14 protein-coding genes and 1 pseudogene are annotated in these 16189 nt (G+C 37.1%); 7 read left to right on the top strand and 8 right to left on the bottom strand.

Going from position 1 to position 16189, the window contains the following annotated elements:
• Positions 1 to 256 precede the first annotated feature (256 nt).
• Both GYM76_RS02550 and GYM76_RS11065 read left to right on the top strand, forming a co-directional pair.
• Complete coding sequence (locus GYM76_RS02550) at positions 257 to 1117, top strand: hypothetical protein (protein WP_220225777.1); 861 nt, start codon at positions 257 to 259, stop codon at positions 1115 to 1117.
• Between the two features lie 11 nt (positions 1118 to 1128).
• A pseudogene (locus GYM76_RS11065) lies at positions 1129 to 1296 on the top strand (hypothetical protein); the annotation flags it as partial.
• 70 nt (positions 1297 to 1366) lie between these two features.
• Here GYM76_RS11065 and GYM76_RS02545 read toward each other — a convergent pair.
• The gene (locus GYM76_RS02545; RefSeq protein WP_220225776.1) at positions 1367 to 2287 is read right to left on the bottom strand and encodes an L-lactate dehydrogenase; all 921 of its coding nucleotides are present in this window, start codon (positions 2285 to 2287) and stop codon (positions 1367 to 1369) included.
• 331 nt (positions 2288 to 2618) lie between these two features.
• Between GYM76_RS02545 and GYM76_RS02540 the strand changes: the two genes are divergently transcribed.
• Genes GYM76_RS02540 through GYM76_RS02525 form a run of 4 tightly spaced genes read left to right on the top strand, consistent with a single transcriptional unit; the run spans position 2619 to position 6117 of the window.
• Positions 2619 to 3539 carry a metal ABC transporter substrate-binding protein gene (locus tag GYM76_RS02540; RefSeq protein WP_220225775.1) on the top strand — a complete coding sequence of 307 codons (921 nt, stop codon included), beginning with the start codon at positions 2619 to 2621 and terminating at the stop codon, positions 3537 to 3539.
• Positions 3539 to 4435, top strand: a complete 897-nt coding sequence (locus GYM76_RS02535; protein ID WP_081303320.1) for a manganese/iron ABC transporter ATP-binding protein — start codon at positions 3539 to 3541, stop codon at positions 4433 to 4435. The genes GYM76_RS02540 and GYM76_RS02535 overlap by 1 nt, the downstream gene beginning before the upstream one ends.
• Positions 4436 to 5290 (top strand): metal ABC transporter permease, encoded by an 855-nt coding sequence (locus GYM76_RS02530; protein ID WP_220225774.1) that lies wholly within the window; start codon positions 4436 to 4438, stop codon positions 5288 to 5290.
• Positions 5287 to 6117: a metal ABC transporter permease gene (locus tag GYM76_RS02525; protein WP_220225773.1), complete on the top strand. Its 831-nt coding sequence runs from the start codon at positions 5287 to 5289 to the stop codon at positions 6115 to 6117. Before GYM76_RS02530 ends, GYM76_RS02525 begins: the two co-directional genes overlap by 4 nt.
• A 35-nt stretch (positions 6118 to 6152) precedes the next feature.
• Here GYM76_RS02525 and dnaB read toward each other — a convergent pair whose 3' ends face one another.
• From dnaB to GYM76_RS02510, 3 genes are read right to left on the bottom strand one after another with little or no spacing between them, the layout of a single operon-like run.
• Positions 6153 to 7580, bottom strand: coding sequence for a replicative DNA helicase (gene dnaB, locus GYM76_RS02520; RefSeq protein WP_267362479.1), 1428 nt, complete (start codon positions 7578 to 7580; stop codon positions 6153 to 6155).
• Between the two features lie 33 nt (positions 7581 to 7613).
• Positions 7614 to 8405: a tRNA pseudouridine(38-40) synthase TruA gene (truA, locus tag GYM76_RS02515; RefSeq protein WP_065733761.1), complete on the bottom strand. Its 792-nt coding sequence runs from the start codon at positions 8403 to 8405 to the stop codon at positions 7614 to 7616.
• Positions 8392 to 9399, bottom strand: a complete 1008-nt coding sequence (locus GYM76_RS02510) for an aspartate-semialdehyde dehydrogenase (protein ID WP_220225772.1) — start codon at positions 9397 to 9399, stop codon at positions 8392 to 8394. Before GYM76_RS02510 ends, truA begins: the two co-directional genes overlap by 14 nt.
• Positions 9400 to 9573: 174 nt before the next feature.
• Between GYM76_RS02510 and GYM76_RS02505 the strand changes: the two genes are divergently transcribed.
• A complete protein-coding gene (locus GYM76_RS02505; protein ID WP_081299551.1) occupies positions 9574 to 10620 on the top strand; it encodes a LacI family DNA-binding transcriptional regulator in 1047 nt (348 codons plus the stop codon).
• Positions 10621 to 10645: 25 nt separating this feature from the next.
• Here the strand turns inward: GYM76_RS02505 and truB are convergent, their stop codons facing one another.
• From truB to nusA, 4 genes are all read right to left on the bottom strand, one after another.
• Positions 10646 to 11536: a tRNA pseudouridine(55) synthase TruB gene (gene truB, locus GYM76_RS02500; protein WP_220225771.1), complete on the bottom strand. Its 891-nt coding sequence runs from the start codon at positions 11534 to 11536 to the stop codon at positions 10646 to 10648.
• A gap of 64 nt (positions 11537 to 11600) precedes the next feature.
• A complete protein-coding gene (rbfA, locus tag GYM76_RS02495) occupies positions 11601 to 11978 on the bottom strand; it encodes a 30S ribosome-binding factor RbfA (protein WP_065559531.1) in 378 nt (125 codons plus the stop codon).
• A gap of 64 nt (positions 11979 to 12042) precedes the next feature.
• Positions 12043 to 14691, bottom strand: a complete 2649-nt coding sequence (gene infB, locus GYM76_RS02490) for a translation initiation factor IF-2 (RefSeq protein WP_220225770.1) — start codon at positions 14689 to 14691, stop codon at positions 12043 to 12045.
• 17 nt (positions 14692 to 14708) lie between these two features.
• Entirely contained in the window at positions 14709 to 16184 is a 1476-nt protein-coding gene (gene nusA / locus GYM76_RS02485) for a transcription termination factor NusA (RefSeq protein WP_065563378.1), read from the bottom strand.
• Positions 16185 to 16189 lie beyond the last annotated feature (5 nt).

Genomic DNA, 16189 nt, shown 5'->3' with positions numbered 1-16189 from the left:
TCATTGGCGAAATTGCTGCTATCACAACACCACTTTCCATTATTTCTATAATTTCCAATAATTATCCCATTACTAAATGCTTTAATCTCAACAATCAGATAAATCTGGATTTTTGGTCAAAACTAATGCCATAATTTATCTACATAATTAAATAGTTATGAAGATGTAACATTGCAGAAAGAAAAACTTATTTCATGAAATATACTGACTGCAAAAATTGTAAATATTTAGTAATAAAAAAGGATTTTATAGGAAAATGAAAAAAATAGTTTCTACTTTATGTTTAGCGATATTTTTTACTCTGTTTAACACTCATGTAGTGTTTGCCAATGATAACTCATATAATCATAGAAAGCATTTTGATTCCTTCGATGACTTCTATCAAAGTTTACCTGTTTTATCCATGCCTATTGATAGCTATAATACCGTCACTGGAATATATGTTGATAGCAAATTTTTCCATTTCGATGATGATGATTATAGCTATTATGATAAGCCTATTTTTGAAACCGACAACTATTTTACGCTAAAAAATCTAAAAGCTATTGGCCGCTTTGAAATGGGTGATATCAAATTCATACTCTATGATTTTACTTTTGATGGTATAGGCGAAGGTTTCAACGAAGATATCAAATTAATTAATGCTTTTGACAAAAATGGAAAATATCTAGATGAATTAATGGTAGCGGGAAAAACTGGACATGAAGATCACATATTTTACTTTTCATCCACGATTAAAGATCAGCTATTTCATATTAAACTAGACGCTGTTTATGAACTCGGCTATGTAGCGGAGGTAAAAGACGATATCTATCAATATAAAAAAGCTATTGATTTAACTTATCAGTTTCATGACAATCAGTTTTGGTTACAAGCCTCTCCGGTAAACTGTCAAACTAAAAATTTAAAACAATATTTGAATAAACTTACCAAGCAACAGTTTGCCGATATTGATGATATCGTGTCATTTAGTCATTATATTGACTGTTATCCTATATCCGATAATTTACAAACATATAAACAAATAGCTGATTATATTAAAAATTCTATTAATTATTTTCTAAGTACTGCTGAATTGAAAAAATTGCAGGAAACAATTCGTCTTATTGAGGAGTAAGAACGTCATTATCCAAAGATGGCTCACTGACTGGTTATCTCTTTGAGTGTGTTCAATGTGATAAGATAAAATTGCATATTGATTGCAACAAAATGACTATAGACCATTTTTATGACGTTAATTTACCCAATCATCAAAAATCAAATTGTACAAGAAGCCGATTTATTAATCGGCTTTAAATAGAATCAGATAAAATGCTTATCGCTATTGGCTGATAAAAGTATGACATAAGTTTTAACTTTAATAAGATTAATTAATATGTTGAATATAACCTTTCACAATATTAATACTTGTATCAAATAGCTGTTTTTCCTGATCGTTAAAATCAAGTTGTATCACTTTTTTAATACCATGCTGATCTAAAATTGCCGGTACCCCTATAGCGACATCTTTATACCCATATTCACCATCTAAAATACAACTTAATGCTAATGCTCGATGGCTGTTGGTGAAAATGTGTTGGCAAATTTCAGCAATCGTGCTGGCAATGCCGTATTCGGTGCAGTGTTTGTATTTGACGATTTCAAAGCCTTTATTTTTAGCTTTAGTACCAATGTCAGCAAAATTAATTTTATTTTTTTCAAGTTGATTAAGATTTATGCCATAAATTGAAGAGTGTGACCATACCGGAAATTGTGAGTCACCATGTTCTCCCACAATAAAAGCATCAATACTTTGTGGTCCGATATCCATTTGTTCACCGAGTAATCGTCGCAGGCGAACTGTATCGAGCCAAACACCCGTACCAATGACGCGATGACGAGGTAAACCAGATAGTTTCCAGACTTGATAAGTAATTGCATCACACGGGTTTGTGGCAATTAGGAATATGCCTTTGAATCCGCTTTTCATCATGTTGGGAATAAGATTAGCCATGATTTTAGATGTGCCTGACAGCTCTTCTGCCCTGCTTTTTTGTGCCAGTCCTGAGGTAACAGTAATAATGGCTATATCGATATCAGCACAGTCCGTCGATTCACGTAAACTGACTTTTATCATGTTTTGTCGATAAGCGGCGGCATCGAGTAGATCTTGTGCGTGACCGTAGGCTAAGTCTTTATTAAGGTCGACGAGTGCGATCTCTTCACAAAATCCACGATTGACTAATGTATAAGCGGTGGTTGAACCGACATTTCCTACACCAATAATCATTACTTTACGTAGTTTCATATTTAGCCTCGTTATTTATAAGTTGTCATTCTACTTTTTTGATGGAGTGCGATATCATCTCCAGTTTAACACTACATTATCTATCGTTCTAATAGATGTAGCTGGCTACGCTTTTTTTGTATTTTTGTTTAATATTGAGTAATAAAAAATTTGACTTTTGTTTTTATTAATGATAATAATTCTCATTAGCATTTAAAATATCATTTTTGCATTTTTAAAGTAATAGGGAGTGATCTAGAAAAGGATTTCATACATTTCTGATCGTTTATCTACAGCTTATTTTCTGTACTTGATTGAGTTCGAACAGATAGTATACAATAAGGATTAATCAATGAAATTCAATTTTTTTAAAAACCGTAAGACATTATTAAATGCGATTTTAGCATCGCTACTGGTTTTGACGGGTCTGACCAATTCATCATCAGCTGATGAGAAAAAATTTAAAGTTGTTACCACATTTACTGTTATACAAGATATTGCCCAAAACGTGGCTGGTGATGCCGCGGTTGTGGAGTCAATCACTAAAGTTGGCGCCGAAATTCATGAATACGATCCTACACCACAAGATATTAATAAAGCACTGTCTGCCGATTTGGTGTTGTGGAATGGTTTAAACTTAGAACTTTGGTTTGAGCGCTTTTTTGAAGATATTAAAGATGTGCCTTCAGTTGTCGTAACTGAAGGCATTGAGCCAATGCCGATTCAAGAAGGTAGCTATAAAGGTAATCCAAATCCTCATGCTTGGATGTCACCAACACTTGCTTTAACTTATGTCGAAAATATTCGTGCGGCTTTGGTTAAATATGATCCGAAAAACGCCGAAATATATAATAAGAATGCCGCAGAATATGTGGCAAAAATTAAGGCGCTTGATGCCCCACTTCGTGAGCGTTTAGCTAAGATCCCTGAATCACAGCGTTGGTTAGTGACCAGTGAAGGCGCTTTTAGTTATTTAGCACGTGATTATAATCTTAAAGAGGCGTATCTCTGGCCAATTAATGCCGAGCAACAAGGTACACCTAAACAAGTTAAACATCTTATTGATTTAGTGCGTGCTAATAATATACCTGTTTTATTTAGTGAGAGTACGATTTCTGATAAACCTGCTAAGCAGGTAAGTAAAGAAACTGGCGCTACTTATGGTGGTGTGTTGTATGTTGATTCACTTTCTACTAAAGATGGCCCTGTTCCTACTTATATCGATTTATTAAAAGTGACGGTTGAAACAATCGCTAAAGGATTCGAAAAATAATGACTCAAATTTGCTTAAATGTTGATGATATTACCGTGACCTATAATAATGGTCATACAGCAATTCATGATGCGAGTTTTCGTTTGAATGGTGGCACTATCTGTGCACTTGTCGGCGTTAATGGTAGTGGGAAATCGACACTATTTAAAAGCATTATGGGGATGATAAAACCCACTAAAGGACAAGTGACGTTTAATGATATTTCGGTAAAACAAGCATTAAAGCAAAATATTATTGCCTATGTTCCTCAAACTGAAGAAGTCGATTGGGATTTTCCGGTTTTGGTATCGGATGTGGTGATGATGGGGCGTTATGGTCATATGTCTTTTTTACGAATACCAAGTAAGGAAGATAAAAGACAAGTCGATCTGGCATTAGAACGAGTCAATATGTTGGATTTTAAGCATCGCCAGATTGGTCAACTTTCTGGCGGTCAAAAAAAACGTGTCTTTTTAGCTAGAGCTTTGGCTCAACAAGGTAAGGTGTTATTGTTAGACGAGCCATTTACGGGCGTTGATGTGAAAACCGAAAATGCCATTATCGATCTGCTTAAAGATCTTCGTGATGAAGGCCATTTGATTTTAGTTTCTACTCACAATTTAGGTAGTGTGCCAGAGTTTTGTGATCAGGTAGTGTTGATTAATCAAACCGTGTTGGCTTTTGGTGAAACTAAAACAACATTTACCCCACAAAATTTGATGATGACATTTGGTGGCGCACTACGTTATTTAAGCTTGTCTGGTGAACAATTACACCAAGATGAAGATCCTCGTAAAATGTCTATTTTAACTGATGATGAGCGGGCAGCTATATTTTATGGTGAAGGCAATGATGACTCGGCTCACAAAGATTTTCTAGTCGAACCAACTGTTATTGAAACTAAAGGGCAACACTAAATGGAACTGCTTCTTGAACCTTTTACTTATGGCTTTATGTTAAAAGCCATTTGGGTAAGTAGTATTGTTGGTGCAGCTTGCGCATTTTTGTCGGCGTTTTTGATGTTAAAAGGCTGGTCTTTAATGGGCGATGCCCTTTCGCATTCAGTAGTGCCCGGTGTGGCAGGTGCTTATGCGCTTGGCTTACCTTATTCAGTGGGCGCTTTTTTTACCGGTTTGTTAGCAGCTTTATCAATAACAATTGTACGTGCTTTCACTCGTTTAAAAGAAGATGCCATTATTGGTTTTATCTTTTCGACCTTTTTTGCTATTGGTCTTTTAATCATTTCACTAAATCCAACTTCTGTTAATGTGCAAACTATTATTTTTGGTAATATTTTGGGAATTGATGATAGTGATATGTGGCAAGTGCAAATTATTATTTTAGTTTCACTGATTTTGCTACTGTTTTTTTGGAAGGATCTGTTAGTGGTCTTTTTTGATGAAACTCATGCTCGTTCAATTGGCTTAAAACCATTACAGTTAAAGATTCTTTTTTTTACTATTTTAAGTGCCTGTACTGTTGCTGCACTGCAAACGGTCGGTGCAATCTTGGTCATAGCGATGGTAGTAACTCCTGGCGCGACGGCTTACTTACTTACCGATAGATTTTCACGGTTGTTAATTATTTCAGTTATCATCGGTGCGCTGACGAGTGCAATTGGCGCTTGGATCAGTTATTTCCTTAATGGTGAAACAGGTGGTGTGATTGTGACATTACAAACTTTAGTCTTTTTGGCAGCATTTTTATTTGCACCAAGACAAGGGTTGATTTCACGCCGAATCAGCCAAGCAAGACAAGGAGGTTCAGTATGATATGGGAACTTATCTATCATCCTCTTACAATTCCTTTTGTTCAACGTGCCATTCTAGCTGCGCTAGCTACTGGTATTGTTTGCGCCCTACTGTCATGCTTTTTAGTGTTAAAAGGCTGGTCGTTGATGGGCGATGCTATTTCTCACGCGGTATTACCCGGTATTGTACTTGCTTATTTAGCTGGGATCCCTTTAATAATAGGTGCATTTGCGTCGGGGCTATTTTGTTCGGTTGCTACTGGTTACATTAAAGATAACAGTCGAATAAAGGAAGATACTGTAATGGGCATCGTTTTTTCGGGAATGTTTGCTTTTGGTTTAGTACTGTTTTCTAAAGTGGAAACGTCGCAACATTTGAATCATATTTTATTTGGTAGTGTGTTGGGAACAAGCTATCAAGAACTCATCCAAATTATTACGATTGCAAGCATTGTTTCGATTTTAGTTATCATTAAACGCCGTGATTTAATGCTGTATTGTTTTGATGCCGTGCAAGCAAGAGTAGTTGGTTTGCCAGTTAAATTATTACATTACGGTTTATTAAGTATTTTAGCATTGACTATTGTTGGATCACTTAAAGCTGCAGGTGTTATTTTGGTGATTGCGATGTTAATTGCGCCTGGCATAACTGCATTTTTATTGACTAAACGTTTTGAAAAGATGTTAGTGATTGCAGTAATTGTATCGGTATTTTCAACGGTAACTGGTACTTTAATCAGTTTTCATATAGATGCGTCAACCAGTGCTTGTATTGTGATTTTACAAGCAGTGATTTTTACTCTTGCCCAGTTTTATCGGATCTACGCTAATAAAAAAATAAGGCGTTAATTGAAGTATTGTTTTTCACATTTACGATACTTCAATTATTCGTCATCCAAATATTTACCCGCATCAGCGTAATTATCAAACCTTGAGAATTGACCTTGGAAAGTTAAGCGTACTTTACCAATTGGACCATTTCGCTGTTTACCTAAGATGATTTCTGCAATACCTTTATGTTCTGATGCTTCGTTATATACTTCGTCACGATAGATGAACATAATTACATCGGCATCTTGTTCGATAGATCCTGATTCACGTAAGTCGGAGTTAACTGGTCGTTTATCGGCGCGTTGTTCTAAGCTTCGGTTTAGCTGTGAAAGAGCAACAACCGGAATTTGTAACTCTTTGGCTAATGCTTTTAATGAGCGTGAGATCTCGGCGATTTCAAGAGTTCGGTTTTCTGATATGTTTGGTACTCGCATCAGCTGTAAGTAATCGACCATGATCATACTTAATCCTTTATGTTCACGGTAAATTCGTCTTGCTCGAGAGCGTAGCTCCATAGGGGTTAATCCTGATGAGTCATCAATGTAGATGTTTTTCTTTTCCAGCAGTAATCCCATGGTGCTCGATATTCTTGCCCAATCATCATCTTGTAGTTGGCCTGTACGAATACGAGTCTGATCAACACGTGATAACGAGGCCAGCATACGCATCATAATCTGTTCTGATGGCATTTCTAAACTAAAGATTAGTACCGGCTTATCTTGCATCATAGCGGCGTTTTCACAAAGGTTCATCGCAAATGTGGTTTTACCCATTGATGGACGAGCTGCAATAATAATTAAGTCTGAACGCTGTAATCCTGCGGTTTTTTTATCTAAATCAAGGAAGCCGGTTGAGACCCCTGTCACGCCATCATGTGGGCGCTGGAATAACTCTTCAATTTTTGCGACGGTAGCTTCTAGCACATCGGTAATATTTTTCGGTCCTTCACCCTGCTTAGTACGGCTTTCGGCAATTTGGAAGATTTTGCTTTCAGCTAAGTCTAAAATTTCGGTACTGTCTCGGCCTTCAGTTGAGTAACAGTTATCAGCAATTTCATTTGAAGCACTAATCAGTTCCCGCAATATCGCTTGCTGGCGGATAATATCGGTATAGGCCACTACGTTAATGGCACTTGGTGTGTTTTTCGATAACTCAGCTAAATAAGCAAATCCCCCTACATCAACAAGTAAGTCTTTACTTTCTAAGCTTTCAGATAAGGTGATTAAATCAATCGGGGTACCACGACTGACTAAGGTATGCATTTCTGAAAATATAAGTTGGTGATGACGAGAATAAAAATCACGGTCGGTAATCATTTCAGCAACAACATCCCAACGCTGATTATCCAGCATTAGGCTACCAAGCACGGCTTGTTCTGCCTCAATTGAGTGAGGTGGTAATTTTATATTTTGTACTTTTGATTTTTTTGCGTCTTGATTTTTGAGTTCTTTATTTGAATCATCAGTATTCATTGCATTCATCTTTTTATTTAATTTAATCTATAGCTAATTTGCTTACTTTATAAATAATGGCCCTAAAGCGCAATCAGGAATTTGATATTCTAATGGATAATCTACCTGAACCAAATATAAACCTTCAGGTTTCGCGGTTGCTGCAGCTTGAGTACGATCTTTCGCTTTTAATAGCTCATCAATCCACTGCGGTGGTTGATTACCTGCACCAACCTCTAACAAACTTCCGACAATATTGCGTACCATATGATGTACAAAGGCATTTGCTTTGATATCGACAATAACATATTCACCCTGTCTTGTAACTTGAATATGATGAATATTACGCCAGGGCGTTCGCGATTGACACTGCGCAGCTCTAAATGATGAGAAATCATTTTCACCTAATAAATATTGCCCCGCTTGATGCATCAGTTCTTCATTTAATGGCAGATAATAATGCGTCACGCCTTTGGCCAAAATTGCTGGACGATAACGATGATTATAAATCACATATCGGTAACGCCGAGCAGTTGCGCTAAATCTAGCATGAAAACTGTCATCCACACTTTTTGACCACCGTACAGCGATATTGTCAGGAAGATGAGAGTTTACGCCCATTGTCCATGCTCCTTCACCGCGCTGAGCGTTAGTTTCAAAATGAATTACTTGCCCTGTGGCATGTACACCAGCGTCGGTTCGTCCTGCACAAAATACGGCTATTGGCTCGTTAGCTATGACAGACAAAGCCGATTCTAACCTTTCTTGGATAGAGTCAACGTGCTGTTGTCGTTGCCAACCAAAATAGCCACTACCATCATATTCGATACCTAATGCAATTTTAGAGGTAGTCATTAATCAGGATCTCAAGTGTCTCGATTAACATTAGTCCACCTAAGTAACGGATATTATCTGCTACTGACCAAAATTGAATTTGTTCATAATTTCCATAGCTGTGTCGTAAATTAGCGAGTTTAATGGTTAAGTTCTTTTCACCTTCGGTATTGACTTCAGTTACTGGGGTTGGTAAATCTTCACTTTTTACTTCAACGCCAAATTCACTAAAACGAGCCATGTCTAATTCAATGGGTAAGCTACTGGAAACATTCACCGCTTGAGCTAGTCCATAAAAGACCGGCACAATTACGGATTCAATTGAAATAGGTAAATCATAATTACTTATCACTTTACGAATTTGGTTAATTTGAGTGTGTTCACCTAAACTTTGGTGGTCAGACTCATGCGAAAGCGGTAATAAGTTAAAGGCAAGTTGATTGTCAAATAGCTCGTTATCAACTGGCATTCCATTGAGTAATCTAGCGCTTTGTCCTGCTAGTTCATCCACACCTGGCTTGCCATATAATGATGAAGGAATAAAGCTGGTTAAATGAAGATTAGTCAGTAATTGAATATCGGTTAGTGATGCAACGCAACGTAATAATTGAGATACGGTTGGGCTTGCAACAGCAATGATATTTTCATTGCGATATTCGGTTAATACGCTGTTATTTACTTTAGGTACAATTAATGGGATATGGTCTTGATCAGCAAAAAATCCGCTCGCATCAATAACGATACAGCCTGCTTGAGCAGCTGTTTGAGCATATTTTTCGCTAGTTTTAGTACCTGCAACAAAAAAGGCAAAATGGCATTGACTCCAATCCATTTGCTCGCTATCAATGACGGTTAAATTTTTACCGGCAAAACGAACTACTTCGCCAGCGCTGTTATCGCTACCGACTAAATAGAGATTTTCAATTTCAATAGTTTTTGAGTCATTTAATAACTCAATTAGCGCAGAACCTACTTGTCCTGTCGCACCAACAATGGCGATATTCCATGCAGACATATGATAAACCCGAATTAAAGTATTTAATGGCAATTATACCACTTTATTGTTAAAGATTTTGGAAAAAAGATATTTTCTAAATTTTGGAATCTTGCTCGAAAAATTGAATTTTAGTTGATTACAATTTTAATAATCCTCGTTAAAGTAATTTTATATTTAACTAAATTTATAATTATGGCGAAGATCTCATTATCGATGATAGCGAAAGAAGCAAAGGTTTCAATCGCATCTGTATCAAGAGTATTAAGAACACCCAACCTAACATCTCCACAAACTCAATTTCTGGTTTATCAGGCGATGAAGGCTTTAAATGTTGATCTATCAAAAAATTTAAAAGATTATCAACCCGTTCATGAAAGCAATAAAATTTTAGTTGTTGATAATCAGCTTATCTCTAAAAGCTTAATCAATTTTGGTATTGAGCAAGTTTTACATGAAGCTGGGTTTCAACTGTTTTATTTACAATTTCCTTATAAGGTTAAAAATGATCTCTATTATTTAATTCAATATATTAAGCAAAATTGTTTTATTGGCATTATCATTATAAATCAAGCTCCATACCTTACCCAGCTATATAGTTATAAAAATTCATTACCACCAATTGTATTTGTTAATCATTTTAAGAAGAATTTTACCTGTGTTCATTTCGATCATCTGACAATTGGATATCAAACCACTCAGCATTTAATTGAGCAGGGGCATAATAAGATCGCAATTTTTATTAATAGCGATAAAAATACTAACTCCTCATTTTTCTTGCAAGGCTACCAACAGGCTTTTCAACGAATCAATATGCCGATTGATAGTGATTATGTCATTCAAGGTTGCCTTACGTATGAACATGGGCGAGATGCCATTAAGACACTACTTCAAAGCAATAAGCCGCCGACAGCCGTTATTTTTGAGGATTTGAGTAGTCTTTCTTGTTATGATTGCTATCATACGCAAAATTATTTATCGAATTATCGTTCACTTTTTGGCGCATTACACCAAGTCAAAAAGAGCCAATCACAATTACTACATCCGCTTGCAATTACTTATATTAGCCATACCAATGATCTTCAATATAATGAATTAGATCAATTGAGTAGAGTCAATAAGCCTTTATACAAAATGGGATGTAAATCAGCACAATTGTTATGTGATCTTCTTGAACATAATATGACATCATTATCACAATGCCATACTATTGATACCGAAATGTTTTTTACTAATTGCTAATATTTTAAATTGATTAACGATTTAATTAGGATGTTGAAATTAATCTTTTAGGTGACAATTTATTAAGGATTTGAGTTCCTGCACCAATAAATTGTTGGCCTTGATAAATTCTGACTAATGTTTCAACACTTACACTGTTTTCAACAATTACGGTTCTACCTAATAAAATGTCTTTACCTTGGCTTTCACTTAATACCACTTTAGGGCAGTCTTGTAATGGGCTATCGACTGGCATAAGCATTGGTTCATTTTGCAATTCATCTAGGGTGATCATATTATCGATAGGATAATTTGATACTTGTAGACGTCTTAAATAAATTACATGTGCCCCACAGCCAAGTAATTCACCTAAATCATCAATAATGGTACGAATATAAGTCCCTTTTGAACAATGGATTTCTAAGGTTAATTCGTGCTTAGTTGAATCGTATTGGATAAACTGGTTTTCATAAATTGTAATGGGTCTAGCTTCTCGCTCTATAACAATACCTTGACGAGCATATTCATAAAGTGGTTTGCCTTGATATTTTAAAGCCGAAAACATGGTTGGAACTTGTAAAATATCGCCGCGAAAATGAGTTAATGCTTCGTCGATTTGTGATTGAGTGATATTAACCGATCTAGTAGAAATTATTTGACCATCCGCATCAGACGTATCGGTACGTTCACCCAATTTGGCGATCACGCGATAGCGTTTGTCAGAATCTAATAAGTATTGTGAAAATTTCGTCGCTTCACCAAAACAGATAGGTAACATTCCAGTGGCTAATGGATCTAGCGCGCCAGTATGCCCTGCTTTTTTTGCGTTGAATAATCTTTTCACTTTTTGTAAGGCATCATTTGATGTCATGCCTTGTGGTTTGTCTAATAACAAAACGCCGTGAACATCACGGCGAGTTTTTTTTATATTCATCATCGATATTTTATTTGAAACGGATCACACTCCTCAATATTTTTTACAATATTGAGCAATTTTATTATTAATCTTTATGACGTTCGTTATCTTGTTTAATAACATCAGATACTAGACTAGACATCTGCATACCTTTAACAAGTGATTCATCATAAAAGAATTTAATTTCAGGAATAATTCGTAAACGCATTGCTTTACCAATGAGTGTTCGAATATACCCTTTAGCATCATTTAAGACAGTCAATCCTTGCTCGATAACTTGTGGATCATCATCATTTAAAAACGTTACAAACACTTTTGCATAAGAGAGATCACGTGAAATATCTACACCCGAAACCGTTACCATGCCTAAACGTGGATCTTTGATTTCACGCTGTAAAATAATCGCAATCTCTTTTTGTAATTCGTGTCCGACCCGAGATGATCGATTAAATGCTTTTGCCATATCTATTTTCCTTAAAATGTGAATAAGCAAGGTTTATAAAAACCTTGCTTATTTAGCGTATTAACTAAATAGTACGCTGGATCTCGACAGTTTCAAAGACTTCGATAGTATCGCCAACGCGAACATCATTGTAGTTACGAACACCAATACCACACTCCATGCCGTTACGAACTTCGTTAACGTCATCTTTGAAGCGACGTAATGATTCAAGTTCGCCTTCATAGATAACCACGTTATCACGTAATACACGGATTGGGTTATGACGTTTAACTACGCCTTCAGTTACCATACAACCAGCGATTGCACCAAATTTAGGTGATTTAAATACATCACGCACTTCAGCAAGACCAATAATTTCTTGCTTGTATTCTGGAGCAAGCATACCGCTCATGGCTTGTTTAACTTCATCAATTAAGTCATAAATAACTGAATAGTAACGTAAATCTAAGTTTTCAGCTTCAACAACTTTACGCGCTGAAGCATCGGCACGAACATTAAAACCAAGGATGATAGCATTAGATGCTGCTGCAAGTGATGCATCAGTTTCGGTAATACCACCTACGCCTGAACCAATGATTTTAACTTTAACTTCATCTGTTGATAGTTTAAGTAATGAATCAGAAATTGCTTCAACCGAACCTTGTACGTCAGCTTTAAGGACGATATTAAGTTCAGATACGTCACCTTCAGTCATGTTAGTAAACATGTTTTCAAGTTTCGCTTTTTGTTGACGTGCAAGTTTAACATCACGGAATTTACCTTGACGATATAAGGCAACTTCACGTGCTTTCTTTTCATCACGTACAACTGTTGCTTCATCACCTGCTGACGGTACACCTGAAAGACCTAAAATCTCAACCGGAATTGATGGGCCCGCTTCGGTAACTTCTTTACCTAATTCGTTGCGCATTGCACGAATACGACCATATTCAAATCCACATAATACGATATCACCTTTACGTAAGGTACCTGATTGAACAAGTACTGTAGCAACGGAACCACGACCTTTATCAAGGAATGATTCGATAACGACACCGCTAGCCATACCTGATTCATAAGCAGTAAGTTCAAGTACTTCTGCTTGTAATAAAATCGCTTCAAGTAGTTGGTCAATTCCTGTACCAGCTTTTGCTGAAACATGAACGAACTGAGTATCACCGCCCCAATCTTCTGACATCACGCCATATTGAGCAAGTTCACCTTTGACACGTTCCGGATCGGCTTCTGGCTTATCAATTTTGTTTACTGCAACAACAATTGGTACATTTGCCGCTTTCGCATGTTGAATCGCCTCAATAGTTTGTGGCATCACACCATCATCAGCTGCAACAACTAATACCACGATGTCGGTTGCTTTAGCACCACGAGCACGCATTGATGTAAATGCAGCATGGCCTGGAGTATCTAAGAATGTGATTTCTCCGCTTGAGGTTTTAACATGGTAAGCACCGATGTGCTGAGTAATACCACCAGCTTCGCCTGAAGCAACTTTTGCTTTACGAATATAGTCAAGTAGTGAGGTTTTACCATGGTCAACATGGCCCATGATAGTCACAACAGGTGCGCGAGAAACTTTTTCTGCACCAGTATCACGGTCGCTCATTAGTGATTCTTCAAGTTCGTTTTCACGACGAAGTACCACTTTGTGTCCCATTTCTTCAGCAACAAGTTGAGCGGTTTCTTGGTCGATAACCTGATTGATGGTTGCCATTGCACCCATTTTCATCATGGTTTTGATCACTTCTGAACCTTTTACTGCCATTTTGTTAGCAAGTTCGGCAACAGTGATGGTTTCACCAATAACCACATCGCGGTTAATCGCTTGAACCGGTTTAGTAAAGCTTTGTTGTAACGTACTTTTGCCTTTCTTCTTGTGGCTACTACGCGTTACAGCACGCGCTTCTTCACGTTCTGCTTTACCTTCTGATAATTTGCTCGATTTTTTCTGTTTAGTCTGTTTGCTACCGCGTCCACGACCACGACCACCTTCAACTTCACGGTCGGTATCATCTTCAGCTGCACGAGCATATTTAGATGTAGTGACATGATAGTCATCATCATCACTGTTATCTGTTTCATCACTATCGCTATATTGTTCAGCAAGTTTGCGCGCTTCTTCCGCCATACGTTTGGCTTCTTCTTCAAGTTTACGACGGTTTTCTTCTTCCGCTTTACGCTTGATTTCGTTTGCTTCGGCTTCTAAGCGAGCTTTTTCTTCTTGCGCTTTTTTCACTTTTGGATCAGCTGCTTGTTCTTGAGCAACTTTCGCTTTTTCTTCTTGATTGCGTTTTTTAGCTTCGACTTCTTCGCGTTTCTTCTGCTCTTGAGCCTCTTGTTTAGCTTTTTCTTCAGCCTCTTTACGTGCTTTCAATTCAGCTTCTTGTTTCGCTTTTTGTTCCGCTTCAAGACGCGCTTTTTCTAATTCAGCAGGATCTTGTTTCACGATAGTGCGTTTTTTACGAACTTCGACTTTGATTTCTTTACTTTTGCCACCACCGCTTGACACATTTAGTGTTGAATGTGTTTTACGTTGTAAAGTTAATTTTGTTGGGCCTTGCTGAGGTTTTAAATGCGCAAGCAAAGCTTCTTTTTCCTTTTGAGTAACAGTATCTGATGCAGTCTTTTTCATTCCGGCATCAGCAAACTGTTGCAAAAGTGTTTGCACTGGTGTATTTATTTCTTGAGCCAGTGTTTCGATTGATACTTTGGTCATGTATAACTTTCCCTCAATTATTCATTTGCAAACCAACAAATATTACGGGCAGCCATAATAAAATCGCCAGCTTGTTTGCTTGTTAAACCTTCAATGTCTGTAAGATCATCTGTACCTTGTTCAGCTAAATCTTCTAGAGTCACAATATCTTGTTGTGCTAATTGATAGGCTAATTCTTGTGTCATACCTGGTAGATCTAATAGATCTTGTGCAGGTCGTTTATCACCACTGTGAGCAAGTGCGATAGTCGTTAAGGCATCTTTTGCTCGATTTCTTAATGCATCAACCAGTTCTTCATCAAGTTCTTCAATTTCAAGTAACTCATCTACTGGTACATAAGCAAGCTCTTCAAGTGAAGTAAATCCTTCTTCAACTAAAAGTTGCGCAAGATCTTCTTCAATATCCAAATGTTTCATTAGGTTATTGATTGCTGCGAAAGATTCTGCTTGGTGTTTTTCTTGAAGATCTTCAGTACTCATGACGTTTAACGTCCAACCAGTAAGTTGTGATGCTAAACGGATATTTTGTCCATTACGGCCGATAGCTTGCGGTAAGGTATCTGCATTAACGGCAACATCCATAGTGTGTTTGTCTTCATCAACTACGATAGATACTACATCGGCTGGTGCCATAGCATTAATAACATATTGAGCTGGGTTATCATCCCATAAAACAATATCAATACGTTCACCACCAAATTCATTCGAAACAGCTTGAACGCGAGCACCTCGCATACCGACACATGCACCAACAGGGTCAATACGGCGGTCATTACTGCTAACAGCAATTTTAGCGCGAGAACCTGGATCACGAGCAACACCTTTGATGTCGATCATCTCTTCGCCGATTTCAGGTACTTCTATACGGAATAGTTCTTCCATCATTTCAGGATTTGAACGACTAACACAGAGTTGTGCTGGTTTATTATCTTGTTCTACAAGATATAAAATACCTCGAACACGGTCACCAATTCGGAAGTTTTCACGTGGTAACATATCATGGCGAGACATCATTGCATCAGCGTTATTACCTAAATCAAGGATAACACTATCACGGTTGGTCTTTTTAACAATACCCGTTACGATATCACCAATTCGGTTTCTAAACATGTCAATAACCATAGCACGCTCAGCTTCGCGTACTTTTTGAACGATGACTTGTTTAGCTGTTTGTGTTGTAATGCGGTCGAATGCGACTGATTCAATTTGTTCTTCAACATAGTCACCTACTTTTACATTAGGATCTTCAAATTGAGCTGCTTCCAATGTGATTTCTTTAGTAGGTTGAGTCACTTCATTAACCACTAACCAACGGCGGAACGTATCATAATCACCCGTTTTGTGGTCAATTTTTACGACAACATCTATATCAACAGTATGTTTCTTTTTAGTGGCCGTTGCTAACGCGGTTTCTAGCGCTTCGAAAATTTTGTCACGTGTAAGTGCCTTTTCATTAGATACCGCTTCAACAACAGCTAAAATTTCTTTATTCATCCTTT

Origin of the sequence: Gilliamella sp. ESL0443 (assembly GCF_019469165.1) — a bacterium.
GTDB classification, from domain to species: Bacteria; Pseudomonadota; Gammaproteobacteria; order Enterobacterales; family Orbaceae; genus Gilliamella; species Gilliamella apicola_E.
Note: the sequence above shows the minus strand (reverse complement) of the source record. Positions and strands in the feature narration are given on the sequence as shown.

What these genes read in the sequence shown, in the direction of transcription:
- GYM76_RS02525 (WP_220225773.1), top strand. Translation starts at nt 5,287, where the DNA reads ATGATATGGGAACTTATCTATCATCCTCTTACAATTCCTTTTGTTCAA.
- GYM76_RS02510 (WP_220225772.1), bottom strand. Translation starts at nt 9,399, where the DNA reads ATGTCTGCATGGAATATCGCCATTGTTGGTGCGACAGGACAAGTAGGT.
- GYM76_RS02545 (WP_220225776.1), bottom strand. Translation starts at nt 2,287, where the DNA reads ATGAAACTACGTAAAGTAATGATTATTGGTGTAGGAAATGTCGGTTCA.
- truB (WP_220225771.1), bottom strand. Translation starts at nt 11,536, where the DNA reads ATGATGAATATAAAAAAAACTCGCCGTGATGTTCACGGCGTTTTGTTA.
- rbfA (WP_065559531.1), bottom strand. Translation starts at nt 11,978, where the DNA reads ATGGCAAAAGCATTTAATCGATCATCTCGGGTCGGACACGAATTACAA.
- GYM76_RS02505 (WP_081299551.1), top strand. Translation starts at nt 9,574, where the DNA reads ATGGCGAAGATCTCATTATCGATGATAGCGAAAGAAGCAAAGGTTTCA.
- dnaB (WP_267362479.1), bottom strand. Translation starts at nt 7,580, where the DNA reads ATGAATGCAATGAATACTGATGATTCAAATAAAGAACTCAAAAATCAA.
- nusA (WP_065563378.1), bottom strand. Translation starts at nt 16,184, where the DNA reads ATGAATAAAGAAATTTTAGCTGTTGTTGAAGCGGTATCTAATGAAAAG.
- GYM76_RS02535 (WP_081303320.1), top strand. Translation starts at nt 3,539, where the DNA reads ATGACTCAAATTTGCTTAAATGTTGATGATATTACCGTGACCTATAAT.
- infB (WP_220225770.1), bottom strand. Translation starts at nt 14,691, where the DNA reads ATGACCAAAGTATCAATCGAAACACTGGCTCAAGAAATAAATACACCA.
- GYM76_RS02540 (WP_220225775.1), top strand. Translation starts at nt 2,619, where the DNA reads ATGAAATTCAATTTTTTTAAAAACCGTAAGACATTATTAAATGCGATT.
- GYM76_RS02550 (WP_220225777.1), top strand. Translation starts at nt 257, where the DNA reads ATGAAAAAAATAGTTTCTACTTTATGTTTAGCGATATTTTTTACTCTG.
- truA (WP_065733761.1), bottom strand. Translation starts at nt 8,405, where the DNA reads ATGACTACCTCTAAAATTGCATTAGGTATCGAATATGATGGTAGTGGC.
- GYM76_RS02530 (WP_220225774.1), top strand. Translation starts at nt 4,436, where the DNA reads ATGGAACTGCTTCTTGAACCTTTTACTTATGGCTTTATGTTAAAAGCC.